The 25,263-nt window shown below is 53.0% G+C and carries 22 protein-coding genes; 18 read left to right on the plus strand and 4 right to left on the minus strand.

Annotated elements, in window-relative coordinates; all coding sequences use genetic code 11:
• Nucleotides 1-6 precede the first annotated feature (6 nt).
• Nucleotides 7-606, minus strand: a complete 600-nt coding sequence (gene rpsD, locus ACE5LO_RS03340; protein ID WP_375518652.1) for a 30S ribosomal protein S4 — start codon at nt 604-606, stop codon at nt 7-9.
• Between the two features lie 492 nt (nt 607-1,098).
• Here rpsD and ACE5LO_RS03345 point away from each other — a divergent pair, with 492 nt between their 5' ends.
• The 5 genes from ACE5LO_RS03345 (at nt 1,099) to ACE5LO_RS03365 (ending at nt 6,018) form a co-directional block, all read left to right on the plus strand.
• Nucleotides 1,099-3,066, plus strand: coding sequence for a sensor domain-containing diguanylate cyclase (locus ACE5LO_RS03345; protein ID WP_375518653.1), 1,968 nt, complete (start codon nt 1,099-1,101; stop codon nt 3,064-3,066).
• A gap of 145 nt (nt 3,067-3,211) precedes the next feature.
• Nucleotides 3,212-4,042 (plus strand): hypothetical protein, encoded by an 831-nt coding sequence (locus tag ACE5LO_RS03350; RefSeq protein ID WP_375518654.1) that lies wholly within the window; start codon nt 3,212-3,214, stop codon nt 4,040-4,042.
• Nucleotides 4,043-4,116: 74 nt separating this feature from the next.
• On the plus strand, nt 4,117-5,232 hold the full coding sequence (locus ACE5LO_RS03355; protein WP_375518655.1) for an aminopeptidase: 1,116 nt from the start codon (nt 4,117-4,119) through the stop codon (nt 5,230-5,232).
• A 113-nt stretch (nt 5,233-5,345) separates the two neighbouring features.
• Nucleotides 5,346-5,588, plus strand: coding sequence for an HPr family phosphocarrier protein (locus tag ACE5LO_RS03360; protein WP_375353928.1), 243 nt, complete (start codon nt 5,346-5,348; stop codon nt 5,586-5,588).
• Nucleotides 5,589-5,727: 139 nt separating this feature from the next.
• Nucleotides 5,728-6,018 carry an Fpa/YlaN family protein gene (locus ACE5LO_RS03365; RefSeq protein WP_375353929.1) on the plus strand — a complete coding sequence of 97 codons (291 nt, stop codon included), beginning with the start codon at nt 5,728-5,730 and terminating at the stop codon, nt 6,016-6,018.
• A 63-nt stretch (nt 6,019-6,081) separates the two neighbouring features.
• On the opposite strand, the gene cax is transcribed toward ACE5LO_RS03365, so the two are convergent.
• Nucleotides 6,082-7,152: a calcium/proton exchanger gene (gene cax, locus ACE5LO_RS03370; RefSeq protein WP_375518656.1), complete on the minus strand. Its 1,071-nt coding sequence runs from the start codon at nt 7,150-7,152 to the stop codon at nt 6,082-6,084.
• A 198-nt stretch (nt 7,153-7,350) separates the two neighbouring features.
• Here cax and ACE5LO_RS03375 point away from each other — a divergent pair, with 198 nt between their 5' ends.
• Nucleotides 7,351-7,713 carry an Asp23/Gls24 family envelope stress response protein gene (locus tag ACE5LO_RS03375; protein WP_355319343.1) on the plus strand — a complete coding sequence of 121 codons (363 nt, stop codon included), beginning with the start codon at nt 7,351-7,353 and terminating at the stop codon, nt 7,711-7,713.
• Between the two features lie 63 nt (nt 7,714-7,776).
• Here ACE5LO_RS03375 and ftsW read toward each other — a convergent pair whose 3' ends face one another.
• A complete protein-coding gene (gene ftsW / locus ACE5LO_RS03380) occupies nt 7,777-9,036 on the minus strand; it encodes a putative lipid II flippase FtsW (RefSeq protein ID WP_375518657.1) in 1,260 nt (419 codons plus the stop codon).
• Nucleotides 9,037-9,235: 199 nt separating this feature from the next.
• On the opposite strand from ftsW, the gene ACE5LO_RS03385 reads away from it, so the two are divergent.
• The 9 genes from ACE5LO_RS03385 (at nt 9,236) to ACE5LO_RS03425 (ending at nt 18,144) form a co-directional block, all read left to right on the plus strand.
• The gene (locus ACE5LO_RS03385) at nt 9,236-10,423 is read left to right on the plus strand and encodes an amidohydrolase (RefSeq protein WP_375518658.1); all 1,188 of its coding nucleotides are present in this window, start codon (nt 9,236-9,238) and stop codon (nt 10,421-10,423) included.
• Nucleotides 10,424-10,517: 94 nt separating this feature from the next.
• Nucleotides 10,518-10,943, plus strand: coding sequence for a CBS domain-containing protein (locus tag ACE5LO_RS03390; RefSeq protein ID WP_375518659.1), 426 nt, complete (start codon nt 10,518-10,520; stop codon nt 10,941-10,943).
• Nucleotides 10,944-11,048: 105 nt separating this feature from the next.
• Complete coding sequence (locus tag ACE5LO_RS03395; RefSeq protein WP_375518660.1) at nt 11,049-12,752, plus strand: DNA repair helicase XPB; 1,704 nt, start codon at nt 11,049-11,051, stop codon at nt 12,750-12,752.
• Nucleotides 12,749-14,641, plus strand: coding sequence for a helicase-associated domain-containing protein (locus ACE5LO_RS03400; RefSeq protein ID WP_375518661.1), 1,893 nt, complete (start codon nt 12,749-12,751; stop codon nt 14,639-14,641). Before ACE5LO_RS03395 ends, ACE5LO_RS03400 begins: the two co-directional genes overlap by 4 nt.
• A gap of 104 nt (nt 14,642-14,745) precedes the next feature.
• A complete protein-coding gene (locus tag ACE5LO_RS03405) occupies nt 14,746-15,183 on the plus strand; it encodes a YlbF/YmcA family competence regulator (protein WP_375518662.1) in 438 nt (145 codons plus the stop codon).
• 40 nt (nt 15,184-15,223) lie between these two features.
• Nucleotides 15,224-15,484 (plus strand): YlbG family protein, encoded by a 261-nt coding sequence (locus tag ACE5LO_RS03410; RefSeq protein ID WP_375354044.1) that lies wholly within the window; start codon nt 15,224-15,226, stop codon nt 15,482-15,484.
• 241 nt (nt 15,485-15,725) lie between these two features.
• Nucleotides 15,726-16,163: a hypothetical protein gene (locus ACE5LO_RS03415; protein WP_375353940.1), complete on the plus strand. Its 438-nt coding sequence runs from the start codon at nt 15,726-15,728 to the stop codon at nt 16,161-16,163.
• 172 nt (nt 16,164-16,335) lie between these two features.
• Nucleotides 16,336-17,280, plus strand: coding sequence for a selenium metabolism-associated LysR family transcriptional regulator (locus ACE5LO_RS03420; RefSeq protein WP_375518663.1), 945 nt, complete (start codon nt 16,336-16,338; stop codon nt 17,278-17,280).
• A 3-nt stretch (nt 17,281-17,283) separates the two neighbouring features.
• On the plus strand, nt 17,284-18,144 hold the full coding sequence (locus ACE5LO_RS03425) for a PHP domain-containing protein (protein WP_375518664.1): 861 nt from the start codon (nt 17,284-17,286) through the stop codon (nt 18,142-18,144).
• A gap of 89 nt (nt 18,145-18,233) precedes the next feature.
• Here ACE5LO_RS03425 and ACE5LO_RS03430 read toward each other — a convergent pair whose 3' ends face one another.
• Nucleotides 18,234-19,988, minus strand: a complete 1,755-nt coding sequence (locus ACE5LO_RS03430; RefSeq protein ID WP_375518665.1) for an Rqc2 family fibronectin-binding protein — start codon at nt 19,986-19,988, stop codon at nt 18,234-18,236.
• A gap of 264 nt (nt 19,989-20,252) precedes the next feature.
• On the opposite strand from ACE5LO_RS03430, the gene ACE5LO_RS03435 reads away from it, so the two are divergent.
• From ACE5LO_RS03435 to ACE5LO_RS03445, 3 genes are all read left to right on the plus strand, one after another.
• Nucleotides 20,253-23,045: a calcium-translocating P-type ATPase, SERCA-type gene (locus tag ACE5LO_RS03435; RefSeq protein WP_375518666.1), complete on the plus strand. Its 2,793-nt coding sequence runs from the start codon at nt 20,253-20,255 to the stop codon at nt 23,043-23,045.
• Between the two features lie 174 nt (nt 23,046-23,219).
• Nucleotides 23,220-24,065: a diaminopimelate epimerase gene (gene dapF / locus ACE5LO_RS03440; RefSeq protein WP_375518784.1), complete on the plus strand. Its 846-nt coding sequence runs from the start codon at nt 23,220-23,222 to the stop codon at nt 24,063-24,065.
• A 150-nt stretch (nt 24,066-24,215) separates the two neighbouring features.
• The gene (locus tag ACE5LO_RS03445; protein ID WP_375518667.1) at nt 24,216-25,229 is read left to right on the plus strand and encodes a hypothetical protein; all 1,014 of its coding nucleotides are present in this window, start codon (nt 24,216-24,218) and stop codon (nt 25,227-25,229) included.
• Nucleotides 25,230-25,263: the final 34 nt, after the last annotated feature.

A 25,263-nucleotide genomic window follows, 5' to 3' on the forward strand; every position in this document is an offset into this window, starting at 1 on the left:
CCAATATTAACGGTTGTAGAATTCGACGATTTGCTTCTCGTCGATGTCCTGGGACAGCTCAGCGCGCTCAGGCAGGCGGATGTACTTGCCTTCCATTGCAGCATCGTTGTACTCCAGGTAAGCTGCAAGATGGTTGCGGTTGTCAATAGCTTCTTTGACGGAAGACAAAGAGCGGCTTCTTTCACGCAGACCGATGACGTCGCCCAGGCTTACTTGATAGGAAGCGATGTCGACTTTTTTGCCGTTTACAGTCACATGACCATGGGATACCAGCTGGCGTGCGCCCGCACGGGAATTCGCGAATCCGAGACGGAATACCAGGTTGTCCAGACGGCTTTCCAGCAGGAACATAAAGTTCTCACCGGCAATGCCTTGCATGTGCTGTGCTTTGTTAAAGAGCGTACGGAATTGCTTCTCTCCCAAACCGTACATGTGACGCAGTTTTTGCTTTTCAGCCAGCTGCATGCCGTAGTTGCTCATTTTTCTGCGTTGGTTAGGACCATGCTGTCCCGGAGGGAAAGGGCGTTTCAATTCTTTGCCGGTACCGCTCAGGGAGATGCCCAGACGGCGGCTCAATTTAAATTTAGGACCAGTGTAACGTGCCATTATAGAGTTAACTCCTTCATAATTAAATTTTGAGTGGGGCTTCTCTTTGCGCTCCATTTTGTTCGGCGCCGGATTCCATGCGCGCTAACTGACGGGAAAGTTCAGCCGCTGTCCTGTCAGCAACAAAAAAGATGAGGGTGACACAACTGTTACGCCCAAAATTTAAGACTGCTGCCCATAGGCAGATACAGTCTTCATCAACAATATATATTATATGAAATGGATAATTAAAGTCAATAGCGTACAAGAAAAACGTCTGCCAAAGCGCTTTCAAAGAAGCAAAACTAAGGATATCGATCATTTAGGACTTTGGAAAAATACGCGTCGTTTTTTGTCGATAGGTCTTTTTGACTATAAATTGTAGGTGCAAAGTCATAGATTACAAGGTAATATAAGTAGAAGCCAGTTTCATTTGCATCCAAAAAATATATAGCATGATCGGATAAATGCAATTTTCACAAGATCAGTAATGCAAAAAGGGCGGTGTCCTTCATGTCAAAGTTCCATATGACGGGTCATAACGACGGAGATGATGATAGCGTTAGCCGATCAAGTGTGTTCATGGCAGAGTATCCGGTAATACTGCCGGATCTGAACGACATGGACATAACCTCCTTCGATTTTCCGTACCTTGACGAGCTTTTGTCATATGCGCATGCCAGATGGCTTCAGCAATGCTCGGGCCTGGAATGGATAAGTGCACTGGATACGGCGGTGTTTACACCTATGGGAACAAGGGTCGAACCGGGACAGGCTGACGAGGAATTGCGGCTTTTGATTAAACAGGTGTTGGAGTCAGGAAAATTGCAGCGCTCTGCACCGGATTCCAGGTGCTGTGCTGCCGCCCTGCCGGTATTGAGCAGACATCATGGGGAACTATTCGCGGTGCTTGTTTTTACATCTCGGGCCGGTGGTGCACTGCCTGAGCCTGAACTGCTCGAAACAACTGCTCTTCATTTTCGCTCATGCTTCTACCAGCAGTTCGAATATCAGCTTTTGCCGACTGCGCTGAAGAAAAGAAATTCATCGGACAGGGAAGCGAAGCTGCGCTCCACGATGTTCCAGATTGCAAGAAACATGCATGATAAAATCGATGTGGATGCCGTGCTTGACGAGGTGTTCTGCAGCATTGAAAATTTGTTTTCGAATGTCCGGCTTACCCTGTTTCTGTCCCACGACCACCGCAGCAGCAATCCCCGCGTAAAACAGCTTCTGCTCCATCAGGGAGAGGATAATATATGTCTGCGGGCATTCATAAAGGGGGCGCTTGTGGCCAGCTGGAATTTGGACGAGGAGAACAGCGGCCAGGCAGCGGACAGGACGGTTATTGAGTTTGGCATACCTTTGCGGGGAAAGCAAGGGATCTATGGTGTTTTTCTCATGGAGCTGCCGGTCAACTATAAGTACCCGGAGCAGGAGGAACTGGATCTTATAACGATGCTGGCGGATACCGCCGGTACAGCGTTCGAAAATGCCAAATTGCTGGAGCAGTCCAATATGCTGAACCATGAGCTGAGGCTGATCAATGTGCTGGCACAACGGCTGAACCGGAGCCTCAGGCTGAACGACATTTTCACATTCGCCGTGCAGGAACTGATTAACGTATTCAGCGCCGAGCATTGCTGCATCGTTCAGCTGAATGAGGATAATAACTGTTTTGAGGTGATGGGCTGCACTCTTGAACACAGCAAAGGGAGCATGTTTCCCGTTAATTACGGCTTTTCGAGCCTTTTGTACACGACCGGGGAACCGATTATTTTGGCAGATTATATGGAGCGAGCTCCTGCAATTTCGGTTTTTATGGAGGATACGCTGTCACGATCTCTTATGGGGGTTCCTCTGACGATCAATGGCAAAGTAAAAGGTGCGATTTTACTCACTCACCGTGAACCCCATTATTTTTCCTATGAAAACTACAAGCTGCTGCAGATGTTCACGCCCCATATCGGCATTGCTATTATGAATGCTTCGCTGCATGCGCAGGTAAAGCAACTGGCTAATACGGATATGGTGACCGGACTCCACAACCGCCGGTACCTGAATGCAAAAATTATGGACGATCAGAAGAATGATGTCTGTGGTTCCCTGATTTTGCTGGATATTGACCACTTCAAGAAAATTAACGATACCTACGGTCACCTGAAGGGAGACTCGGTTTTGGAGCATGTAAGCCGCGTCATACGCGCTGCGGTGCGTGAAAGAGACATATGTGCGCGTTGGGGAGGGGAAGAAATTGCTGTTTATATGCCAGCAGCCGGAATTCAGCAGGCGGTTCAGTATGCGGAGTTGATCAGGACAAGGGTTTCCGCAGAAATAGAACCGGCCGTGACCGTATCCTGCGGCATTGCGGCCTGGAGTCGTGAGGATGAAGATATCAGTATTGAAAACCTGTTTAATAAAGCGGACATGGCCCTTTATCGTGCCAAAGCAAGGGGACGTAATCGGGTGGTGACGGAATAGACATAGATATGGCGGTTTCACTTTGAAAACGAACAAAGAAAGATGACGCTTTCGGGCGCCATCTTTTTCATTTTTCGATGCATATTTTGGCGCGTATGGAGAGGATACTACGCTGACAGAAATGATAACGGAAGGAGCGTCATGTATGTTCAGAGCAGTGTCCGGAGCGGCTGCCTTCCTGATCTGCTTAACCGCCTTGTATATTACAGGCTGCACACCTATGGACAACGGCCGTAGCCCTGAAGAATATTTTAGCCTGGCGGTGTCCAGCCTCGCAGGCAAAGAAGAATTTCAATTTCACGGGATGTCGGGGCTGCGCTTGGGTGTCAGCGGCGAATTTCACCAGCAGGTGCATTTTGAGGGCAAGCTTCGCAGCCATGACCAGCTTACTGTCAGCACAGTGGCCCCTGCAGGAGCAGAGATGGAAGCCGCGGCAAGCGCTGCACAAACGGGCAAATCGGGTCTAACCGAGAACTTTTACAGGCTCCGCGGAGCCTGGCGGGGAGGAACAGATGCCATGGCGGGGAGACCAGGGAGGCTGAATCCGGTCAGCCGGCTGGAGGAGCTTGGCAAGCTGGAGAAGCAAATTACCCTGGAAAAGGCGGCTCCGCGCGGCACGCGGATGTTCAGGATTGAGGTGTCCGACAGGGATGCGAAAAAGTGGATGTCTGCTGAACTGCAAAAAGAGATGGACGACGTGAACAGAAGATTCCGGCGGCTTGCCGCCAAACAGCCCACACCGGAGCACAGCAAGCTTAATACCGAGCTGAATGCCGCATGGAAAAAGGCGAATGACGAGCTTGTCCGTCGGCTGGAAGCCGCACAGGTGCGTACGGTATATCATTTGACAGTAGACCGCAGAACTCTTTTGCCGCAGCGGCTGTCTTCAGATACCCATATCCTGTACCAGGATCAGGTTGGTGGGGTGCAGGAGGAGTCGCTGGTGACGGATACTTTTTTTCGGGACTATAAGTAAAAGCCAGGTCGTGATACAATGGGTTCTGAATTTACCAGTGTTTAATAAACACAATGTAGAGGAGAGACCTGCATATGAAAGATCCGCGAATTGTAAAACTGGCGCAAAACCTGGTCGGTTATTCCGTTGATGTTCAGCCCGGCGAAAACGTGCTGGTGGAAATGATCGGTTCAGAGAGAGACTTGCTGAACGCCATTATTGAGGAAGTAGGACGGAAGGGCGGCAACGTTTTTGTACAGCTGACAGACCGTACGGTGCAGCGGGCGATGCTTATGAACGCTACCCGCAAGCAAATGGAAATTTGGGCGGATATCGATCTGAACCGTATGAAGCAGATGGATTGTTATATCGGCATCCGGGCAGGGGAGAACGTGAATGACCTGTCCGACGTGCCGGAAGAGAACATGAAGCTGTACAACTCCGTTTATTCCCATCCGGTACATAGCGAGCAAAGAGTGAAGCATACGAAATGGGTGGTGCTGCGTTACCCGAATGCCAGCATGGCCCAGTTGGCCAACACCAGCACAGAGGCGTTTGAAGATTTTTATTTCGACGTCTGCAACCTGGATTATGCCAAAATGGACCGGGCGCAGGATGCGCTGGCAAACCTGATGAAACGGACCGACAAGGTTCGCATCACCGGCCCTGGCACAGACCTCACATTCTCCATTAAAGGAATTGGCGCCGTCAAATGCTCTGGTCAATGCAATATCCCTGATGGTGAGGTGTATACAGCACCTGTACGCGATTCCGTCAATGGAACAATCAGCTATAATACGGCGACACTGTACAACGGCGTTACTTTCGAAAATGTAACATTCCGTTTTGAGAACGGTAAAATCGTGGAGGCCACCAGCAACAATACGGAGCGGATCAACGAGATTCTGAACTCGGACGAGGGGGCGCGCTACATCGGCGAATTCGCTCTCGGCTTTAACCCCTACATCTTGCATCCGATGAAGGATATTTTGTTTGATGAGAAAATAGCAGGCAGCCTGCACTTCACGCCCGGACAGGCATACGAAACGGCAGATAACGGAAACCGTTCCTCCATTCACTGGGATCTGGTTTTGATTCAGCGTCCGGATTACGGCGGCGGCGAAATTTATTTTGACGATGTGCTGATTCGCAAGGACGGGATTTTTATTGTGCCTGAGCTGGAGGCATTAAATCCGGAAAACTTGAAATAAACATAATATTGTTGCTGGGAAAGCGATTTCAATGTATCATGTAGGTGTAATTACTATATATATGAATAAGTGAAACTGCATGATCACTGAGTTGAAAAGCGGAGGGATTCCTTATGTCAAACAATGCGGCCGTTGTTGAAATTGCCCAGACAGCCGGCAAATTTACTTCATCCATCGTGCTCCATTCTGAAAACAAGTACATTGATGTGAAAAGTATTCTCGGCTTGTTTACTACGCTGGTGGACACCCACAGCTATGAGCTTCATGTGCATGGACCGGATGCCGACGCAGCGAAAATTGCGATGGCGGGCGTGTTCGCCAAGCATGGTCTGAAAATTACGATCGCGCAAGACTAGTTTAAAAGCCTGTAATAAAAAGCATTCCTGCCGTTCCGGCAGGGATGCTTTTTTTAGCAGGTTCTTGTATTAGCCAGCAATTTCGTCTAATATGAACTGTAGGACGCGTATGTGATTTCGAGACAGAGGGGGGAAAAATGTGACTTCATCTGATTTACAGGAACAGCTCAATTTGAAAGCAATTACTCTTCTTCAAGAAGATGCGGATAAAATACACAAGCTCATTGAAGTGCAGATGGAAAACCTGGCTACCCGTTACTGTCCTCTCTACGAGGAAGTGCTGGATACTCAAATGTACGGCTTTTCCAAAGAAGTCGATTTTGCCGTCCGTGCCGGACTACTCCCTGAAATGGTGGGCAAACAGTTGGTAAGCAAGCTGGAACGGAACCTTGCGATGCTCTACGAGGCTATGAATAAAAAGGAAGAGTAACTCCGGCGCGAGCAATTATAGAAGAGGCATGCGGTTATCTGGCTGCATGCTTTTTTGCATTCCCTATACAAGGAAGAAAGACACGCCCAGCATGGCGTATACCACGAGCAGCATCAAGCCCTCATACCAGTTGGTTGAGCCGTCCTGGGTGATCGATTTGGCGATAAACACCGAAACGGCTATGGCCACAAGCTCGATGGTTGAAAAGACAATGTCCATCGTATCCCCTGTAAAATAACTGACAAAAATCAGCACAGGCGCAACAAAAAGCGCGATCTGCAGGCTGCTGCCCACGGCAATTTCGACGGAAGCGCCAATTTTGTTTTTCATAGCCAGCAGAATGGCTGCGCTGTGTTCGGCTGCGTTGCCGATGATGGCAACCAGGAATGCGCCCACAAACAGCTCACTGAGACCGAATTGGGTCGTGAAGGTTTCCAATGTACCGACCAGCCACTCACTGACAAAGGCGACCATAACGGTGGCCAATACCAGATAGAGAATCGATCTGCCTTTGGACCAGGCGGGTTCATGCTCATGGGCGAGCTGCTGATCCTCATCTTCTGTGACATCGGCAAGGTAATCCTTATGAGTAATCATGGAGAACAGCAGCCATGCCAAATAGGCGAGAATCAGAATACCTGCCACAACCAGGCTGAGCGTATCCGCTTCCGGTTCTGTAATGGAGTGTGTGTTCAGAAATACAGCCGGTACGAACAGGGAAATGACCGCTACAATCATCAGAGATCCGCTCAATCCGGCCAGCGAAACATTATAATTTTGCACTTTATACTTCAAGCCCCCGGCAAAAAGACTGGCTCCCAGTACAAGCAGCAGGTTGCCGATAATGGAGCCGGTCAAGCTTGCTTTAACCATGTCGTAGAGGCCTTCCTTGATCAGAAAGATCGCAATGATCAGTTCGGCCGCGTTGCCAAATGTCGCATTCAGAAATCCGCCCAGCCGCTGTCCCGCGTAATGGGCTACGCTTTCCGTGGCCCGCCCGAGAAAACCGGCTACAAAAATGACGGCAATGGCTGCAATGACAAACTGGAGAATCGGATTCCAGTGCGCATAATGCGCGATTGCGGCCAACAAAAAGGTGATCATCAATAGTGCGGGAGATAACCATTTTTTCATTACAACTGTCCACCTCAATTGATATATGTATTTTGTTGGATCAGGGATGACAAATTAAAGTATGCCTTATGAATATACCCAGAATGACATACTTTGTAAACGGATTTCATGGTTTCACGGAATTTCCCCATGTCCAGTTTGCATTTATGGGGGGGAACGATTTACAATACGGTAAAGGAAGCAAAGGGGGATATTGGTATGGCAGAACAGCTGGAATTGGAAATGGGCAATATTCGCATCTCCAATGACGTCGTATCGAAAATTGCCGGCATGGCGGCCTTGGAAACACCTGGTATCGCAGCCATGTCAGGAGGCTTGTCCGAGGGCTGGGCCAAGAGGCTTAGCGGGAAAAATGTGCAAAAGGGCGTGACGGTGGAAGTCGGACAGCTGGAAGCCGCCATTGACCTGCGTATTATTGTTCTGTATGAAACACCGATACAGGAAGTGTCCCGGATGCTTCAGCAGAACGTAAGGGAAGCCGTCGAAAGCATGACTGGCTTGCGCGTTGTGGAGGTTAACGTCAAGGTTGAGGGCGTAGCCTTCAAGGACGACGAGCAGTAAAACTGTTGTATATGGCAAAAAGACTGGCGGATGAATGTTCCGCCAGTCTTTTTTTGCCTGTATCTAGTTTTGTCTGAAACGATTCATTCTCCGGTTCTCGAACCGGGTAGGAGCGCTGGTGCGGATGGCAACCCCCTTGGTGCGCTCCTGAATGACCTGCCTGGAATTCTCGCGTGAAATGCTCAGCATGATGCCCATGGACAGCATCATCACAAGCAAGGAGGAGCCGCCGTAGCTGATAAACGGCAGTGTTACCCCGGTCATCGGGATAGTTTGTGTAACCCCCCCGATATTAATAAATGCCTGGATGGCAATCAGCCCCATAATTCCCGTTCCCACTAGCGTTCCGAACGGGTCCTGACACCTTAAGGCAATCACCATTCCTCTCCAGATAAAATACAGATAGAGGATGAGAAACATGGTTGTGCCAATAAAGCCGAGCTCCTCGCCGATGACAGAAAAGATGAAATCGTTAAAAGCGTTCGGCAGATAATGGAGCTTCATAATGCCTTGTCCAAAACCCGTGCCTGAAATTCCGCCGTCACCGATCGCGCGCAGGGATTGCAGCAGGTTGTAACCGGAGCCCTGCGGGTCTGTACGGGGATCAAGAAAGGCCTCGACACGTCCGACCCGGTAATCCTTTTTATCCTTACCTGTGTCAGCATCAGCGGATATGGAATCCAGCAGCGAGCCGACCCCGAATACGATCGATGCGGCCACCACCAGCAGCAGCAGCGAGCCGGTAATATGCTTCAGACTGGCGCCGCCGACATAAATAATCAACCCGCTGGTAGCTACGAGGATGAGGCAGGAGCCCAGGTCAGGCTGGAGCATGACAAGGCCCGCCACGAATCCGACAATTACGGTGACCGGGAGAAAACCTGTCTTGAGATCCCGGAACTTCTCTCCCTTTTTGGCGATCAGTGCGGAAAGATACAGAATAATTGTGATCTTGGCAAACTCTGTCGGTTGAATGCCGAACGCGCCTGCATTAAACCAGCTTCTCGCACCGTTTAGCCTGCCTGCAAACAGGACCAGGATAAGCAGAATTACCGTAAAGATGAACATCGGTTTAAACAGCTTTTTATATTTCTCCATCCGGATATTCATCGCAACGAACATCACCAAAGTGCCGAGCACCGCGAAAGCGGCCTGCCGCTTGGTCAAATAAAAGGGGTCATTGTTCATGCCGTCATTCATAAGTGCAACGCTGTAGCTTGAACTGTATATCATAACTACTCCGAATCCGACCAAAAGCAGCGTCAGAATGAGCAGCTGAAAATCCGGCGTGCCTCTACGACGCTCCGGCTTCTTTTCCTTCATATCCCGTTCCCCTTGATTTCGCCTATCAAGCTTAAGGCTTCAGGCGTTCATTTGGTATTGTCTAATAGTTTCCATCATAGTATGTTTGCCTGCCTTCTGCAACCCAAACAAGGCTGTTATATACCGCAAAGCATACTGATCTGCTACAATGAAAAGATAGAATTGAATTTGCGGACCGGCACGGAAGGAGATGTAACGGATGAAAGAAGAGGTATGGATGAAGGAACTGCAGGAGCAGATGGTACAATGGCGGCGTCACCTTCACATGAACCCGGAAATTTCCTTTCAGGAAAGCCGTACGGCTGCGTTTGTAGCCGACAAGTTAAAACAATGGAATATTGAAGTCAGCGAAAATGTGGGAGGCTATGGTGTTATCGGAACGATCCGCGGCATCCAGCCGGGGCCTGTCGTCATGCTCCGTGCCGATATGGACGCCCTGCCAATTGAAGATGAGAAGGACTGTGAGTACCGTTCCACCGTCAAAGGGGCGATGCATGCCTGCGGGCATGATGGTCACACCTCGATGCTGCTCGGCACGGCCGCGTATTTCAGCCGCCACCGGGACAGCATTAAAGGGGAAATCCGCTTTCTATTTCAGCCGGCGGAGGAGCTGCTTCCCGGGGGAGCGGTTAACGTGATTCGTGAAGGCGGGCTGGAAGGCGTCGACGTGATCTATGGCATCCATCTCTGGACACCGTTGCCCTCCGGAACAGCGGCCAGCTGTGCAGGAGCGATGATGGCAGCTGCCGATGATTTTTATATCGAGCTGACGGGAAAAGGCGGTCATGGCGGCATGCCGCAAGCGACGATTGACAGCGTGGTTGCCGGATCTGCCCTCGTCATGCAGCTGCAGAGCGTAGTAAGCCGCTCCGTGGATCCGCTTCAGCCGGCCGTTCTGACCGTAGGCACGATTCATGGCGGCTCTGCACAGAACGTCATTGCGGAGACGTGCAAGCTCAGCGGAACGGTGCGCACGTTTGATGAGCACAGCCGCTCCGTCATGAAGGAAAGGCTGCACACCATAACGGAGCAGACAGCGGCTGCCTATGGAACAAGCGCTTCGATCGAGTACATTATGGGCTACCCGCCGGTGGTAAACGATGCGGAGGAGGCAGGGCGTTTCTTCAGGGAAGCGGAGTCCGTGTTTGGCGTTTCCGGTGTACAGGAGTCGCCCAAGCTGATGCCTGCCGAGGATTTCGCATATTACCTGCAGCAGGTGCCCGGCTGCTTCATGTTCGTTGGAGCGGGGAGTTCGGAGAAAGGGGCTACCTATCCGCATCATCATCCCAAATTTGATTTTGACGAGGATGTCATGCTGAACGGCGTCAAGCTGTTCATCCGGATGAGTGAAGCATACGCCGAGCAGCATTCTGCGCGTAAGGCATAGAGCCCCAAGGCGCGTGTTCCGTTAAAGCTGCCCGTGTCCAACGAATGAGTCATGAAAATTTGGGTATCCTACTGTTCGAAAGGAGGATGTTCCCATGAGAACCATTCAGGATGTCATGACCAAGGACTGTGTGACGGTGTCCCCGCAGGACCCGCTCCACGAGGCAGCTATGAAGATGAGACAGAATGATACCGGCTTTATTCCTGTGATTGAGCAGGGCTCCCGCAAGTTGGTGGGGGTGCTGACCGACCGGGACTTGACCGTGCGCGGGTATGCCAACAATCATCCTGGCACAACCCCGGTGGATCAGGTGATGAGCAAGGATATCCGCACCATTGCCCCGGGCAAGGATGTGCATGATGCTGCCCGCATTATGGCTGATGAGCTTATCCGCCGCCTTCCTGTCGTTGAAAATGGTAGTCTGGTCGGCGTGGTGTCGATCGGGGATCTCGCGGTGCGCGACATCTTCGCCGATAACGCGGGGGAGGCGTTAAGCCGCATCTCGGAGCACGTTCACTAGTTCGCTTAAGTTACGAATGGCCGGACATGGAGTTCAATCCTGCGGGATTGGGCTCCTTGTCTTTACATATCAAGCAAGTGGAGAATTCGAAAGAAGGGGACAGTCATGAAAGAGGATAAGCCTTGTATTGTGCAGCGCGACGGTGCGGTGCTTCTGGCCGCCGACTCCGCTGCAGCGGAGCATGCCCGCTTCGAGCTGCAGCACTTTGCCGAGCTTGTCAAAAGTCCGGCCGCCTTTCATACATACCGGATCACCCCGCTTTCCCTTTGGCATGCCGCCTCGCTGGGCTGGACCGCCGAACAGATCGTGGAGACGCTCCAGCGCCTGTCCAAATGGGATGTTCCCGCAGCCGTTGCCAACAACATCCGGAAGGTTGCAGCCAGGTACGGAAAGCTGCGCCTGGAGCAAAATGGGGGAGACGGGCTGAAGCTGGTGTCAGAGGATGAAGGGCTGCTCAGCGAGCTTCTCGCTTTGAACGAGATGGGAAAGTATGAGCTGCAGAGAATCGACAAGCATACCGTTTACGTTCCGGCCATCGGACGGGGGGTGCTCAAGCAGGAGCTAACCCGTCTTGGCTATCCTGTCATTGACTTGGCCGGGTTCCACCAGGGGAGCGGACTGTCGTTCTCCCTAAGGGGACGCAAGGGCAGGCTTGAGCTCAGGGATTATCAGGCAGACGCGGTCCAGGCCTTCGAGGGAAATGATGGCATGGGAGGCAGCGGTGTGCTGGTGCTTCCCTGCGGTGCAGGGAAGACCGTGATCGGTATGGCAGTCATGGAGCGCCAGCAGTGCGAGGTGCTTATTTTGACATCCAATACGACGTCCGTGCGGCAATGGATTGAGGAGCTGAAGGACAAGACAGACATCCCGGAGAGCAGTATCGGCGAATATTCCGGCCAGAAAAAACAGGTTCGGCCCGTAACCGCCGCCACTTACCAGATCCTGACCCACCGGCGCTCCAAAGAGGGAGAGTTCGAGCATATGAAGCTGCTCAGCGAACGGAATTGGGGGCTGATCATTTATGACGAAGTGCATCTGCTTCCCGCCCCTGTATTCAGGGCGACGGCGGATATTCAGGCTACACGGCGGCTTGGACTGACCGCTACATTGGTAAGGGAGGACGGAGCGGAGCAGGACGTATTTTCCCTGATCGGTCCCAAACGTTATGAAATGCCCTGGAAGGTGTTGGAGCAGCAAGGTTGGATCGCCAAGGTGCAGTGTGTGGAAATGCGAATTCCCATGGCAGGCCCGCTTAAGGAAAAATATAGCCTCACCGAAGGGAAGCAGCGCTACAGGCTGGCCGCGGAGAACCCCGCCAAGCTGGAGGCTGTCCGGAGTCTGCTCAGCCAGCACGAGGGCAAGCCGGCGCTGGTCATCGGGCAGTATTTGGATCAACTGCGTCATGTGGCGCGGGAATTGAAGGCGCCGCTCATTACGGGTAGCATGCCGCAAGGCGAAAGGGTCCGGTTGTTTGAAGCTTTCCGACGGGGAGAAATCAGCACCATTATTGTGTCCAAGGTGGCTAATTTTGCGGTGGATCTGCCGGATGCGGCTGTAGCGGTCGAAATATCGGGCAGCTTTGGCTCCCGGCAGGAGGAGGCTCAGCGTCTCGGGCGGATTCTGCGGCCCAAGGCAGGGGAGAACAGAGCTTTTTTTTATACCCTTGTGACAGAGAACAGCAAGGAAACAGAATTTGCCGCCAAACGGCAAATGTTTCTCATTGAGCAGGGATATGAGTACCGCTTGATTGGACCGGAGCGGATACCGGAGCTTGCGGAAACGGATAAGCCTGTAAAGAGGGAGGCATGATGACGGAAATGGTGCGAAAGGAAGTGGAGGACACGCTGATCGGACTGACGCCAGAGGAGAAGCTGCTGCTGAAACATTGCTTCATCCGTTATGCCGGACAGCCGATGGAGGAAGCGGCGCCTGTACGCCTGCTTGCAGGCAGGCTGAGCGGGGCCGAATGCCGAATCGCGGTGCTGGGGCTTCGGCAGGAGGGCTGGCTGGATGCTGTCGTGAAAACATGGGGAGAACGGCTACTGTTCATCCCTGCGGCCAGGCTGCCGGTGCTGTACAGTCTGCTGCTCTCGAAAGAGAGGGTCACATCGGACGCGGGCGGGCAGCCGGAAACGCTGATTGAAGCCGGGGAAGGTATAGACGCCCGTCTGCTGCATGCGCTTGCCTGGATCGCCAGAAACGGCCTCCCGTTAACCTCCAAAGGCACGGTACATAAAAGGGCTTTGACAAGAATGAACGAATTGTCGCCCTTCAAGGAGAGCTCCTTGCGGAGCTTTGGGCTGCAGTATGCCCACAGCGACATTTATTCGCTGCCGGCGGTGGTACTGCTTGATCTACTGCTCAGCCTTGGATTGCTGGTGAAGGACACATCCGCGTACACCGTTCATACGCCTGCCCTCTTCTCATGGATCAGGTTGCCACAGGCGCAAATGAGCCGCTGGATACTGCTGACGGTCATGGAGCGTTACGGACGGCCCCACCCTGCCGCACAGCATGTGCGCGGGCTCCTGTGCGCGGCCGGGATCAGGACAGAAGAGTGGTTGGCTGTGGACCCGCTGCTGGAATCACTGCGGCAGGCGGAGGCTGTTGTGGACCTTGATCTGAGGGAGGAGGCGGATCAGTGGATGATGGTGCTGGCGGAATTCGGTCTGGCGGACAAAGGCATGACAGACGCCGGCTCGCTGTTCATTCGCTGGAGGGTTCCGGCCGCAGAGCTGCTGAAGCCGGATTTCTCGCCTGCCGAACCGGAGCAGAACGGCTTTTATGTACAGCCGGATTTCGAAATTATTGTTCCGCCTGAATGCGGCTTTGAAGTCCGCTGGCTGCTGGAATGCTGCGCCGGGCAGACGAGCGCAGGCCGGATGTCCATGTACCGGCTCAGCCGCGAGAGCATCACGGAGGCAGTGGAGTCGGGAATGGAACTGCAGGCGCTGGAGGAATTTTTGATGGCCTACTCTTTCACCGGTATTCCGGACAACGTTCTGCATGCTGTCAGGCAGTGGGCAGGCGGTACCGCCCGTACCTCCTTTGCGGTTGTTACGCTGCTGCGCTGCCGCAGCCGGGAGGAGGCGGATATTGCGGCTGGCGATCCTCGGCTCAGCGGCCTGCTGGAGCGGCTGGGCGAGCATGATTTTATCATCCCGTCCGGTGAGGAGGAGCGTGTCCGCAAGGCGTTGGCCGCCATCGGTCTTACGCCGCGCAAAGGGACAGAGGGAAGCGGCAGCGTCGTTCCTTCTTTTCCTCTGCCTTCGCAGGAATCTACGCGGACATCTGCCGAACCGGAGTATGCTGATTTTTATGCGGAAGGACGACCCGGGCTTGTATATACGGGGAAAACGCTGCATTTTTATGACAAGGACGCAGAGGTTCCTTCACCGGAGTCCTTTTTTCCGGGCAGGTCGTCCGTTCCTTCCTCATGGACTTCCCAGCTCCGCTCCTATCATCCTTCTACAGCCAGACAGATCATGGAGCAGGCGGTCGAATGGCAGACAGCAGTCATGCTGCGCAGCGGCGATCAAGATATGGTATGGCTGCCAGAGGCGGTCAGCGGTGGAGCCGAGTGGCAGGTAACCGGCTGGTTTCGTAGCCCGGAGGGAACAGACCCGCAGGCCAAAACTGTGCTGAACCCGTCCGATTGGAAGGAAATGCGGCTGCTGCTGCCCATTCCGCTTGTTTAAACCGGAACCCGCTTTTGTTAAAATCGCTTCTTTCCCGACGCATGATGTGATATGATGAATTCGTCTACCTTGCATAAAATTTAAAAGAAGCGAGATGAATATTCATGGACGTAGCCGAGCTGAACACGGTGAATATGGCCGAAGTGCTGATATACGCCTATGAATTAGGCGACATGATCAATGAGTCCGCCGAAGTGTCGGACTATCTATATTGGAAACAGCGTGTGGCGGAAAACCCTGAAATTGCGGAGTGGATCCGCAAGCTGGAAGCCAAGAAGGAGCTGTTCGAGGAAACGAAGCGTTTCGGACATTTTCATCCGAATTACCATGCAGCCAAGGAAGAGATAGAGGCTGTGGAGGCGCAGATGGAGCAGTTTGAAGAGGTGCGTCGTTTCAAGCAGGCAGAGAAAGCGCTGGACGATCTGCTGCTCGAAATGTCGGAAACGATTGCCTTCTCTGTTTCCGACAGCATCAAAGTACCGAGCAATGATCCGCTGCCGAAAGGCGGATGCGGAAGCGGCGGCAAATGCTCCTGCGGCTGACCTGCCGGACCTGCTGCTTGATGGGAAAGGGGGAGAAAGCATGTTTGCCGAACGGACAGGTTATATCATCTGGGTGTCGGATGTGAAGGCCGCGCGCAATCTGGAGAAGTACGGGAGCGTACATTATATTTCCAAGCGGCTTCAATATGTCGTCATGTACATGGACGCAACCCGTGCAGAGGATACGATTAAAAATATCCGCAGGCTTCCATACGTACGTAAAATTGAGCGTTCCTTCAGGAACGAAATCAAGACAGAGTACTCCAAAGCCCAGGATAAGACGAATTTTTACGGGATGTAGAATTTCTATAATCTGCAAAAAAAACAGCCTAAGGGCTGTTTTTTTGCATTTAGCGTATGATCGTCTGCCATCCTGTGTCAGTTTTGCCCCAGCAGGGAAAGCAAGGTATACTAGGTCTATAAGTACATGCGGACGGGTTCCGAATAGCAGTTTCGGGTTCATAGCTTGTAGCATCGGGACTATTGATGTAATGTATTGGATATATTTAGATAGTAAGACCTATCTACCGGGAGTGATACCCATGCGGGATAAAGCGATGCAGCGTTGGAGCACTTACGAGCCTTTTTATGTAGTTTTGGGTGACAAGAGAGTGGCCGACATCGTCATAACGAATCATGCCAAAATGCGTTATAGTGATCGCGTGGAGAACAAGGAAACCGGGACGGATCAGATTGCCTCATGGCTGTGGGAATGCCTTAAGCAGAACAGAATGACCTCTTACTACCGCAACGAACAGGATGTTTATCTTATCGATAAGGACATCGTCGTTGTAGCCGAATTCGGCGAGCTTCCCGGAGAAATGGATATCGCAGGCAGTCCGCTGCATAAAATGATTATCGTAACTTTTCTTGGACGCATGTCAGAGACGATCGAGCTCAGGGATTTGAAATCCTATTATTCATGGCTGCGGCACTCACGGCGCATGGCCTTGATCAAGAACAGCCGCACTCGGAAATAAACCGTCATCCATCTTATATTATCAGAGCATGCAGACGACTGTACGCTCTTTTTTGTGTTTCGAGGGAAAGGAATCGGTATATACGAAAGAGAATTTCGTCACTGTTGGGGGATGTTTTGTGGGTTGGTGGTGAATCGGTTAAAATGGGAATACAGGAAAGGAGCGGTATTGTTTGAACTTTCACCAGCTTCATATTTTTTATACCGTAGCGGAAAGAGGAAGCTTTTCAGCCGCCGCCCAGGCGCTTCATATGACCCAACCGGCCGTAACGATGCAGATTCAGTCTCTGGAGGATTATTTCGGCGCCAAGCTGCTGAACCGTTCGACCAAAAAGATCGAGCTGTCCGAAGCGGGGAAAGCGCTGCTTCCATACGCCAAAAGGAGCATGGACCTTTTCCGTGAAGCGGATCAGTCGATGTCTTCCTTCACTCACATGCTGGAGGGCAGGCTGCAACTGGGGGCGAGCCTTACAATCGGCGAATATGTGCTGCCGCGGCTGCTGGGCCCGTTCGGACGGGAGTTTCCCCATATCCGGGTGATGATGAAGGTAATGAACACAGCCCAGATCATGGATGAAATTCTGAAGAATCAGCTCTCCTTCGGATTGATCGAAGGGCCGGTGCAGCATGCCGATATAACGGTTGAGCCGGTGATGCAGGATGAACTGAAGCTCATGGTTCCTGCCGGACATCCGCTGACAGAGCAGCAGATCGTTAAAATGGAAGATGCGCTTGCCTACCCCTTCGTGCTGAGGGAGCAGGGCTCCGGCACACGTCAGGTGATGGAGGAGGAACTGATGCGCAAAAATTTTGATCTCTCCAGGCTTGATACTGTGATGGAGCTTGGGAGCACTGGAGCGGTGAAATCGGCGGTCGAGGAAGGGCTTGGCATTACGATGCTGTCTCCTTCTTCGGTCAAGCATGAGGTTGCCCTCGGTCTGCTCAAGGTTGTGGACATTGAAGATGTATCCTTCAAGCGCCAGTTTTATGCCATACATTTAAAATCTTCCCTGCTTCCCATACCGGCCGTCACCTTTCTGACTTATCTGCGCCGCCAGCAGCCAGAGCCGATGAGTGCGGCACAGGATCAGGAACAGATACGGATAGAGGAGGCGTAAAAGATGGAAGCTCAAGGTTTATGCGATTTGCATACACATACTACCGCTTCGGACGGCATGTTGCCTCCGGCCGAAAACGTCAGGCTTGCCAAGCAAAAAGGGCTGGCCGCTATAGCCATCACCGATCATGACACCGTGGCGGGCATCCCGGAAGCCCTTGAAGCCGCCCGGCAGTACGGGATCACAGTTGTCCCCGGGATTGAAATCAGCACCCGCATGAAGGGAAAGGATATTCATGTGCTCGGCTATTATATGGATTACCGGGAGTCTGTGTTTCTGGAGCGTCTCGAAGGGCTGCGGCGGACAAGGGATGAACGCAACGGACTGATCATTGCCAGGCTGAACGAGCTTGGAATTCCAATCACGATAGAGGAGGTCCAGAACCGGCTGGGCAGGCCGCTGGAGCCGGACGAAACTCTGGGGAGGCCGCATATTGCCGACGTGCTGGTCGCCAAGGGCTTTGCTGCCGATCTTAGGGACGCTTTTGACAAATATTTGGCGGAAGGAGCAGCCGCCTATGTATCCGTTCCCCGCCTTTTCCCCGGCGAGGCCTGCCAGTGGATCCGGGAGGCAGGGGGCGTGCCGGTATTGGCCCATCCCGGCTTATATGGGGACGACGAGCTGGTCCGCTCTATTATCGAGCAGGATAAGCCGGCCGGACTGGAAGTAAGCCATTCCGATCATGATGCAGCTGCCGAAGCGAAATACCGGGCCATGGCGGAGAGCTATGGACTCATCCCCACAGGGGGCTCCGATTTTCACGGTGTCCGGCAGGGCGTCGTGTTTCACGGGGAGCTGGGCGGACGTACGGTCAGCATCAGGACGCTTGACCTGCTGCAGACTGCGGCGCAGGAACGCGCCTGACGCGGAGCATGACAAAAACAGAGGATGGGCCGCGCAAACTGCGTATCGGTCTCATCCTCTGTTTTTTTAGATATAAGCGTGACCGGCTGTCAGCTGCTTTTTACCTTGCTCGGAAGCTGTTTGACAAGCTCTTCATTCGGTGTAATGTACAGCGTCCGCTGATGGTCGTAGATGACAAAGCCCGGCTTGGCGCCGCTCGGCTTGCGGACATGGCGGATCAGGGTGCAGTCGACAGGAACGCTGCTCGACTGCTTAGCCTGGCTGAAGTAGGCGGCAAGCTGTGCCGCTTCCTCCAGGGTCGCATCCCCGTAGCTGTCCGAGCGGATCACCACATGGGAGCCTGGGATGTCCTTTGTGTGAAGCCAAGTGTCATTTGCTCCGGCCAGCCGGTTGGTGAGATATTCGTTCTGCAGGTTGTTTTTGCCCACATAAATCTCGATTCCTTCGGAAGAAATGTACTGGTGCAGCGCCGGGCGGTCGTTCTTTTTCTTCTTTTTGACCTTCTTGGCCCGGTCCCGCAAATACCCCTGCTGTACGAGCTCATCCCGGATTTCTTCAATATCGCTCATGGACGCATGCGAGAGCTGCTGGAGCAAATTGTCGATATAGGCGATTTCCTCATGGGTTTTCAGCTTTTGCTCCTCAATCACGGCCAGGCTGTTTTTGTATTTATTGTACTTTTTAAAATAGCGCTGGGCGTTGTCGGAGGGGCTGAGCAGCGGATCGAGCGGAATGGAAATCTCTTTTTGCTCTTCATCGTAAAAGTTGACAAGCACAGCCTCCTGATCCCCCTTGGATATGGCATGCAGTGAGGCAAAAAGCAGCTCCCCGTAAATGCGGTACTGGTCCGCATCCTCGGCCTCCTCCAGATCCCGTTGCAGGTTATCAAGCTTCTTCACGTTTTTGCTGCGTTCATTTTGCAGGAAGCGCAGCAGGTCGCTTACCCTTTGCTTGACGCTGTCGCGTTCAGCCTTATCTCCGTAAAAATCCTCCATGCACTTGCTGATAGAGTCATACGTCTTTGCTTCACCCACAATCAATCTCAAAGGGATGGCGGAGAAAACTTCCTTTCCCTTCGAATTCAGGCCGGATGCAGGCTGGTAGCGATGCTCCCGGACATCGTTCATGAGTTCTGAAAAAGCCTGCCACAAACACTCAGCATCCTCCATTTGTTCACTGGAATTTACACCTCCAGCTTCCGCTGCCCGCAGCGCAATCTCTGCAGCAATCAGGGGGCTGACCCCGGTAAAGGTGTTCACGATCCACTGTGTCGCGCCTGCCTGCTCCATCGGGAATGCCTCCAGAAAAGCGGTTTTATCCGTCTCCAATGGATCAAGCTTGTGCTGCTGTGGCGGTTCCGTATAGGAAAATCCCGGCATGACCACACGGTAGCTGCTGATCGCAGGCGTTACATGATGAATGCCGTCAAGAATTGTATTCGATCCCGGGTCTACCAGGACGATGTTGCTGTGCCGTCCCATTAACTCAATAATGATGCGCTTCTGGGACAGGTCACCCAATTCGTCCCGCTGTCTTATATCGATATGAATAATACGCTCCATGCCGACCTGCCGGATGTCTTCGATGATGCCCCCCTCACAGTGCTTGCGCAGCAGCATGCAGAACATGGGAGCTTCTGCCGGATTGATAAAGGTCTGGGCCGTAAAGTGAACGCGCGGATAAGTGGGGTTGGCCGACAGCAGCAATTTTCCGCTGCCTCCCTGAACCCGCAGGTTAAAGACGACATCCCTTTCATTCGGCTGGTGAATTTTATTAATACGTGCGCCGCGGCAGCTCTGCAGCTCATGCACGATGGCGCGCGTAACGATTCCGTCTAAGGCCATAATTGCAGTTCTCCTGTCTTAATGATAGATAGCAGTCATTGAATCGGATATATATGATTACCCGTCCTTATATGATACATAAGTTTGGACGAAAACATAAGACCAGCCTCTGTGATAATTACAGACCTGTCCGAATAGATTGAAGTTAGAGGCTGTCCGGCCGCTGTGAACAGGCAATGTAAGTTGTAAGGACAATGTGCTGGACGGAACCGCATCAGCCGACGAACGAACGGATTATGAGAGACCGGGAGGGGAAACGGAAGAATGGAACAAAAGCATTGGCACCAATTGGGCGCAGAGCAGCTGCAGTCGGGCTTGAACGTGGATCCGAAGCGCGGTTTGACGGAGGACGAGGCGGCGCTCCGCCGCAAGGAGGCGGGCTGGAACGAGCTTTCCGAGGGAAAGCGCATTTCGCCGATCACACTGCTGCTGAATCAATTTAAAGATTTCATGGTGCTTGTCCTCATGGGCGCGACGCTTGTGTCCGGCCTGCTGGGAGAGTACCTTGACGCCATTACCATCATTGCGATTATACTGCTGAACGGATTGCTCGGATTTATCCAGGAGTTTCGGGCGGAGCGCTCGCTGCGGGCGCTCAAGCAGCTGTCTGCCCCGTCCGCCAAGGTGATCCGGAACGGGAAAAGCATGCTGGTTCCCGCGAGAGAGCTCGTTCCGGGAGATATTGTACAGCTGGAAAGCGGAGACCGCATTCCTGCCGATCTCCGGATGCTGCAAACGAGCAGCTGTGATGTTGAAGAATCGGCTTTGACCGGTGAATCGGTGCCTGTAAGTAAGCACAGCCGGCCGATCCACTCTGCCGAAGTGCCCCTCGGCGACATGAAGAATATGGGCTTCATGGGGACGATGGTCACGCGGGGCACCGCCAAAGGCATGGTCATCCGGACGGGCATGGACACGGAAATGGGGAAAATCGCAGACCTCATCCAAAACACCGAGGCCCAGGAAACGCCGCTTCAGCACAGGCTGGAGCAGCTTGGCAAAATTTTGATTTTGGTGGCGCTGGCATTGACTGTGCTCGTTGTAGTAGCAGGCATTCTACATGGACAGCCTGCGGTCGCCATGTTTCTTGCAGGGGTCAGCCTGGCGGTGGCGGCCATTCCGGAAGGGCTGCCTGCGATCGTTACGATTGCCCTTGCCCTCGGTGTCCAGCGCATGATCAAACGCAAGGCGATTGTGCGCAAGCTGCCTTCCGTGGAAACGCTGGGCTGCGCTTCGATCATCTGCTCTGACAAAACAGGGACGCTGACACAGAATAAAATGACGGTCACCCGGCTCTGGATCGGCGGACGCGAGCTGCAGGTTACGGGTGAAGGATATGAACCATCAGGCAGCATTCTTGCGGGAAAACATCCCGCCGATCTGAAGAACGATGAGATGCTTCACAGACTGCTGCAGGCTGCGGCACTGTGCAACAATGCCGAGATTGCGCTGGCGGAAGCCGACGGGAACCGGGGAAAGAAAAAGAAAGGGGAGCAGGAGCTGCTGCCCACATGGGAGCTCAAGGGAGATCCTACCGAAGGTGCGCTCGTCACGCTGGCAGCCAAAGGCGGAGTCACGCAGCAGGAGCTTGCGGAGAGCTATACGCGCGAGCAGGAGTTCCCTTTCGATTCAGAGCGGAAGCGGATGTCCGTGCTGGTTGCAAACAGCGGCGGTGAGCGCTTCATCTTCAGCAAGGGCGCTCCGGACATGCTGCTGGAGCAGTGTACCCGCATCCTGTGGGAAGGCAAAGAAATTCCGCTGACGGGCACGCTGCGCCAGAAGGTGATGGCGGCGAATGAAGGACTGGCCTCCGCTGCGCTGCGTGTGCTCGGGATCGCGTATCGTGAGCTTCGTCCTCAGGAGCATGTCGGCAGCGAATCCGAAGTGGAGTCCCAGCTCGTGTTCATTGGTCTGACCGGCATGATCGATCCTCCACGGCGCGAGGTCAGGGAAGCGATAATGAAATGCCGCCGTGCCGGCATCCGCACGGTCATGATTACAGGCGATCACGGCACAACCGCCGAAGCAATCGCCCAGCAGCTTGGCATTTTGCAGCGCGGGTCGCAGGTGCTTACAGGCCAGCAGCTGAACAATATGGACGAAGATGCGCTGGACAAAGCGGTGGACAGCACGTCTGTCTTCGCAAGAGTTTCACCGGAGCATAAGCTGCGGATTGTGAAATCGTTGCAGCGCAAGGGGCATGTGGTCGCGATGACGGGCGATGGCGTCAATGACGCGCCTGCCGTCAAAGCGGCCGATATCGGTATCGCTATGGGTATTACCGGGACGGACGTTACGAAAGAAGCGGCCTCGCTGGTGCTGAATGACGACAATTTCTCAACGATTGTGGCGGCCATTGAGGAAGGGCGCAACATCTACGAGAATATCCGCAAGTTTATCCGCTATCTGCTTGCTTCCAATGTGGGCGAGATTCTGACGATGTTTTTCGCGATGATGGCCGGGCTGCCGCTGCCGCTGCTGCCCATTCAAATTTTGTGGGTCAATCTGGTTACCGATGGGCTGCCGGCCATGGCGCTCGGGGTAGACCAGCCTGAAAAGGATCTGATGGAGCACCGACCGCGCGGAGCCAAGGAAAATATTTTTGCCCGCCGGCTTGGCTGGAAAATTATTAGCCGTGGGCTGCTGATCGGCCTCTGCACGCTTGCTGCGTTCTGGCTGACGCTTCGAGTGGCTCCGGACAATGCGGCACAGCTGGCCAAAGCGCAGTCCGTTGCTTTTGCTACGCTGGTGTTGGCACAGCTCATTCATGTATTTGACTGCCGCAGCTCCAGATCGATTTTTCACCGCAACCCGCTGCAAAACGGCTATCTTGTGCTGGCCGTATTGTCCTCGATAGTCCTGATGCTGGTTGTCATGTACTTCGAGCCGCTGCAGCCGATCTTTAAAACGGTGCCGCTTGGCATGCGTGAATGGGCCGTTGCCATTGTATGTGCAGGCATCCCTACATTCCTGATGGGTGCCGGCAGTGTATGGGGCGGGCGCCGCAACCGCCGCAGAAGAGCTTTCCTGCAGAGCAACCCGAATCTGTCCGCATAAAAGAGGTAGGTCAAAAAGTCATCTAAAAAGGAACCTGCCGGAACGATTGTGTGCGGCTCTTTCACCCCGGCTTGGCGGTGTGCTATCATGTGCTTAGGATCGGTAAGGCATGCTGGCGCTATGCGCCGGCAGCCGCTGACCGGATTGAATGCAGCCGGCAAGGAGTGGGGAAGCTTGCAATTTACGAAAATGCACGGATTGGGCAATGATTTTATTATGATCTACGGAGAGCGGGAGCTGCCGAAGGAAGCCGCCGATTGGGCCGTGAAATGGTGCAGCCGCTTTTTTGGCATAGGTGCGGATGGGCTGGTGTTCATTTTACCTTCAGAGCAGGCTGATTTCAAAATGCGGATTATCAATTCAGATGGCTCGGAAGCGGAGCAATGCGGCAATGCGATTCGTTGTGTCGCCAAATATGTGTATGATCACGGATATACGAACCGGGAAACCTTGACCATTGAAACGGTGGGCGCCGGGGTTCAGCAAGTGGATCTGACGGTGGAGAACGGCCAGGTGAACCTTGTGCGAGTCGATATGGGCGAGCCCGTACTGGACGGGCTGCTTATTCCTACGGTGCTGGATGAGAATCCTGTACAAAACCGTCTGCTGGAGGCAGGCGGGTCGGCGTTCCGTTTTACGGCTGTATCCATGGGCAATCCGCATTGCGTGATTTACGTGGACGATGCGGCGAAGTTTGAACTGAATACGTGGGGGCCGGTTCTGGAGGTTCATCCCTTGTTCCCGAACAAGACGAATGTAGAATTTGCCACCGTGCTTGACCGCAGGCGGATTGAGATGCGCGTATGGGAAAGAGGCGCGGGTCCGACGCTGGCCTGCGGCACCGGAGCATGCGCTACACTTGTCTCCTCCGTCTTGAACGGATATACAAGCCGGGAGGCAGTGGTCAGCCTGAAGGGCGGAGATCTGTGGATCGAGTGGGATGAGCGGGACAACCGTGTTTACATGACAGGTCCGGCGGAGATGGTTTTTACCGGAACCATTCAAAATCCTCATTTATAATTTAAAAGGGCGAGTATTGGTGGTCGGATATCCACCGATACTCGCTCGTTTTTTGTTATTTTGAGTCACTTTTCAGAAACTCCTGTCTGTTTTGCATGCAAAAAAACGCTATAATCATAGATAATGAGAGAGAAGGAGGCGGTAAGACGAATGCGGAAAAAAGGATGGTTAGTTGCAGTGACGGCGGTGATTTTGCTTATGGCTGCGGTTCCTGTTCAAGCGGAATCGCCTTCAACCGAAGAAACAACGGTCAAAACCGTTTCATCTCTGACGCCGACGGTAACCAGCCGTCTGGAGGAAGCGGTGAGAAAATTGGCCGGGAGCGAGGCCTTCACTTTTGATACGGTCATGGACATGGGGAAAACATGGATTGTTGAAGGTGAACTAAAAGATGTGACGGCCGTATTTCAGACTGAATACAATAAGGTGAACAGCAGAGTGGAATCCACCACCTTAAGATACAAAATAGAGAGTGTGGATCAGGTGCTTCCTTCCGAGCTGAAGAAAAAAGTGCTCAAGGCTATCGAGTCCTTTGACAAGGACAAAAAGCTGGAGTTTGAAGCATTCTGGCGTGTGCATTCGCCATATCAGAACAATGAGCCGAAGGACTACTGGGTATTCTGGGGAGCGGGAGACAGTTCTTCATCGCTGTATGTGGATATTGCAGACGAAAACCGTATTTCCATTCATGCGGAATATCCGATTGGAGACGTGAGCTCCAGGCTGGTGACACGGGCGGAGAATGCTCTCCGGAACACCTGGGGCAAATCGGTTGCCATCGCGCATGCCTCGCGGCATAAAGATGAAGCGGATGGAAGCTTCTACTGGCTGTTTGAGGATGCGAACGAAACGAGCAGCGTCAAGATTGGGGCTGTGACGGGCAGAGTGCTGAAGGTATCCACCCCGCAGACGGACTGGAAGAGCGACCGTGACTTTGCGGCTTCGTTCTCGGTGCCGAAATATGCGCCGGAGCAGGCCAAAAAAGCGGTGGCTGCCAAAGCGAAAAGGCTGTTCAATATGAGTTTGTCCGGTTACAGCGTAAAGACTGAACAAAATACCTACACCTTCACCAGGAAAGGACAGGCGACACTTACCGCTAAAATTAACAAAAAAGGCGTCTTTTATGAGCTGAGTCTCGTCCCGTCCAATGGAAAGCTTCAATAAGAATAACAAAGTGTACATCGATAGATGTTTTTCT

Source organism: Paenibacillus medicaginis (genome assembly GCF_042138635.1).
GTDB classification, from domain to species: Bacteria; Bacillota; Bacilli; order Paenibacillales; family Paenibacillaceae; genus Paenibacillus; species Paenibacillus medicaginis.

Bases quoted from the DNA above. Each gene is read 5' to 3' on its own strand.
- ACE5LO_RS03390 (WP_375518659.1), top strand. From the start codon at position 10,518: ATGAGAACCATTCAGGATGTCATGACCAAGGACTGTGTGACGGTGTCC.
- ACE5LO_RS03415 (WP_375353940.1), top strand. From the start codon at position 15,726: ATGCGGGATAAAGCGATGCAGCGTTGGAGCACTTACGAGCCTTTTTAT.
- ACE5LO_RS03445 (WP_375518667.1), top strand. From the start codon at position 24,216: ATGCGGAAAAAAGGATGGTTAGTTGCAGTGACGGCGGTGATTTTGCTT.
- rpsD (WP_375518652.1), bottom strand. From the start codon at position 606: ATGGCACGTTACACTGGTCCTAAATTTAAATTGAGCCGCCGTCTGGGC.
- ACE5LO_RS03405 (WP_375518662.1), top strand. From the start codon at position 14,746: ATGGACGTAGCCGAGCTGAACACGGTGAATATGGCCGAAGTGCTGATA.
- ACE5LO_RS03425 (WP_375518664.1), top strand. From the start codon at position 17,284: ATGGAAGCTCAAGGTTTATGCGATTTGCATACACATACTACCGCTTCG.
- ACE5LO_RS03400 (WP_375518661.1), top strand. From the start codon at position 12,749: ATGATGACGGAAATGGTGCGAAAGGAAGTGGAGGACACGCTGATCGGA.
- cax (WP_375518656.1), bottom strand. From the start codon at position 7,152: ATGAAAAAATGGTTATCTCCCGCACTATTGATGATCACCTTTTTGTTG.
- ACE5LO_RS03360 (WP_375353928.1), top strand. From the start codon at position 5,346: ATGTCAAACAATGCGGCCGTTGTTGAAATTGCCCAGACAGCCGGCAAA.
- ftsW (WP_375518657.1), bottom strand. From the start codon at position 9,036: ATGAAGGAAAAGAAGCCGGAGCGTCGTAGAGGCACGCCGGATTTTCAG.
- ACE5LO_RS03375 (WP_355319343.1), top strand. From the start codon at position 7,351: ATGGCAGAACAGCTGGAATTGGAAATGGGCAATATTCGCATCTCCAAT.
- ACE5LO_RS03395 (WP_375518660.1), top strand. From the start codon at position 11,049: ATGAAAGAGGATAAGCCTTGTATTGTGCAGCGCGACGGTGCGGTGCTT.
- ACE5LO_RS03410 (WP_375354044.1), top strand. From the start codon at position 15,224: ATGTTTGCCGAACGGACAGGTTATATCATCTGGGTGTCGGATGTGAAG.
- ACE5LO_RS03385 (WP_375518658.1), top strand. From the start codon at position 9,236: ATGAAAGAAGAGGTATGGATGAAGGAACTGCAGGAGCAGATGGTACAA.
- ACE5LO_RS03435 (WP_375518666.1), top strand. From the start codon at position 20,253: ATGGAACAAAAGCATTGGCACCAATTGGGCGCAGAGCAGCTGCAGTCG.
- ACE5LO_RS03345 (WP_375518653.1), top strand. From the start codon at position 1,099: ATGTCAAAGTTCCATATGACGGGTCATAACGACGGAGATGATGATAGC.
- ACE5LO_RS03355 (WP_375518655.1), top strand. From the start codon at position 4,117: ATGAAAGATCCGCGAATTGTAAAACTGGCGCAAAACCTGGTCGGTTAT.
- ACE5LO_RS03430 (WP_375518665.1), bottom strand. From the start codon at position 19,988: ATGGCCTTAGACGGAATCGTTACGCGCGCCATCGTGCATGAGCTGCAG.
- ACE5LO_RS03350 (WP_375518654.1), top strand. From the start codon at position 3,212: ATGTTCAGAGCAGTGTCCGGAGCGGCTGCCTTCCTGATCTGCTTAACC.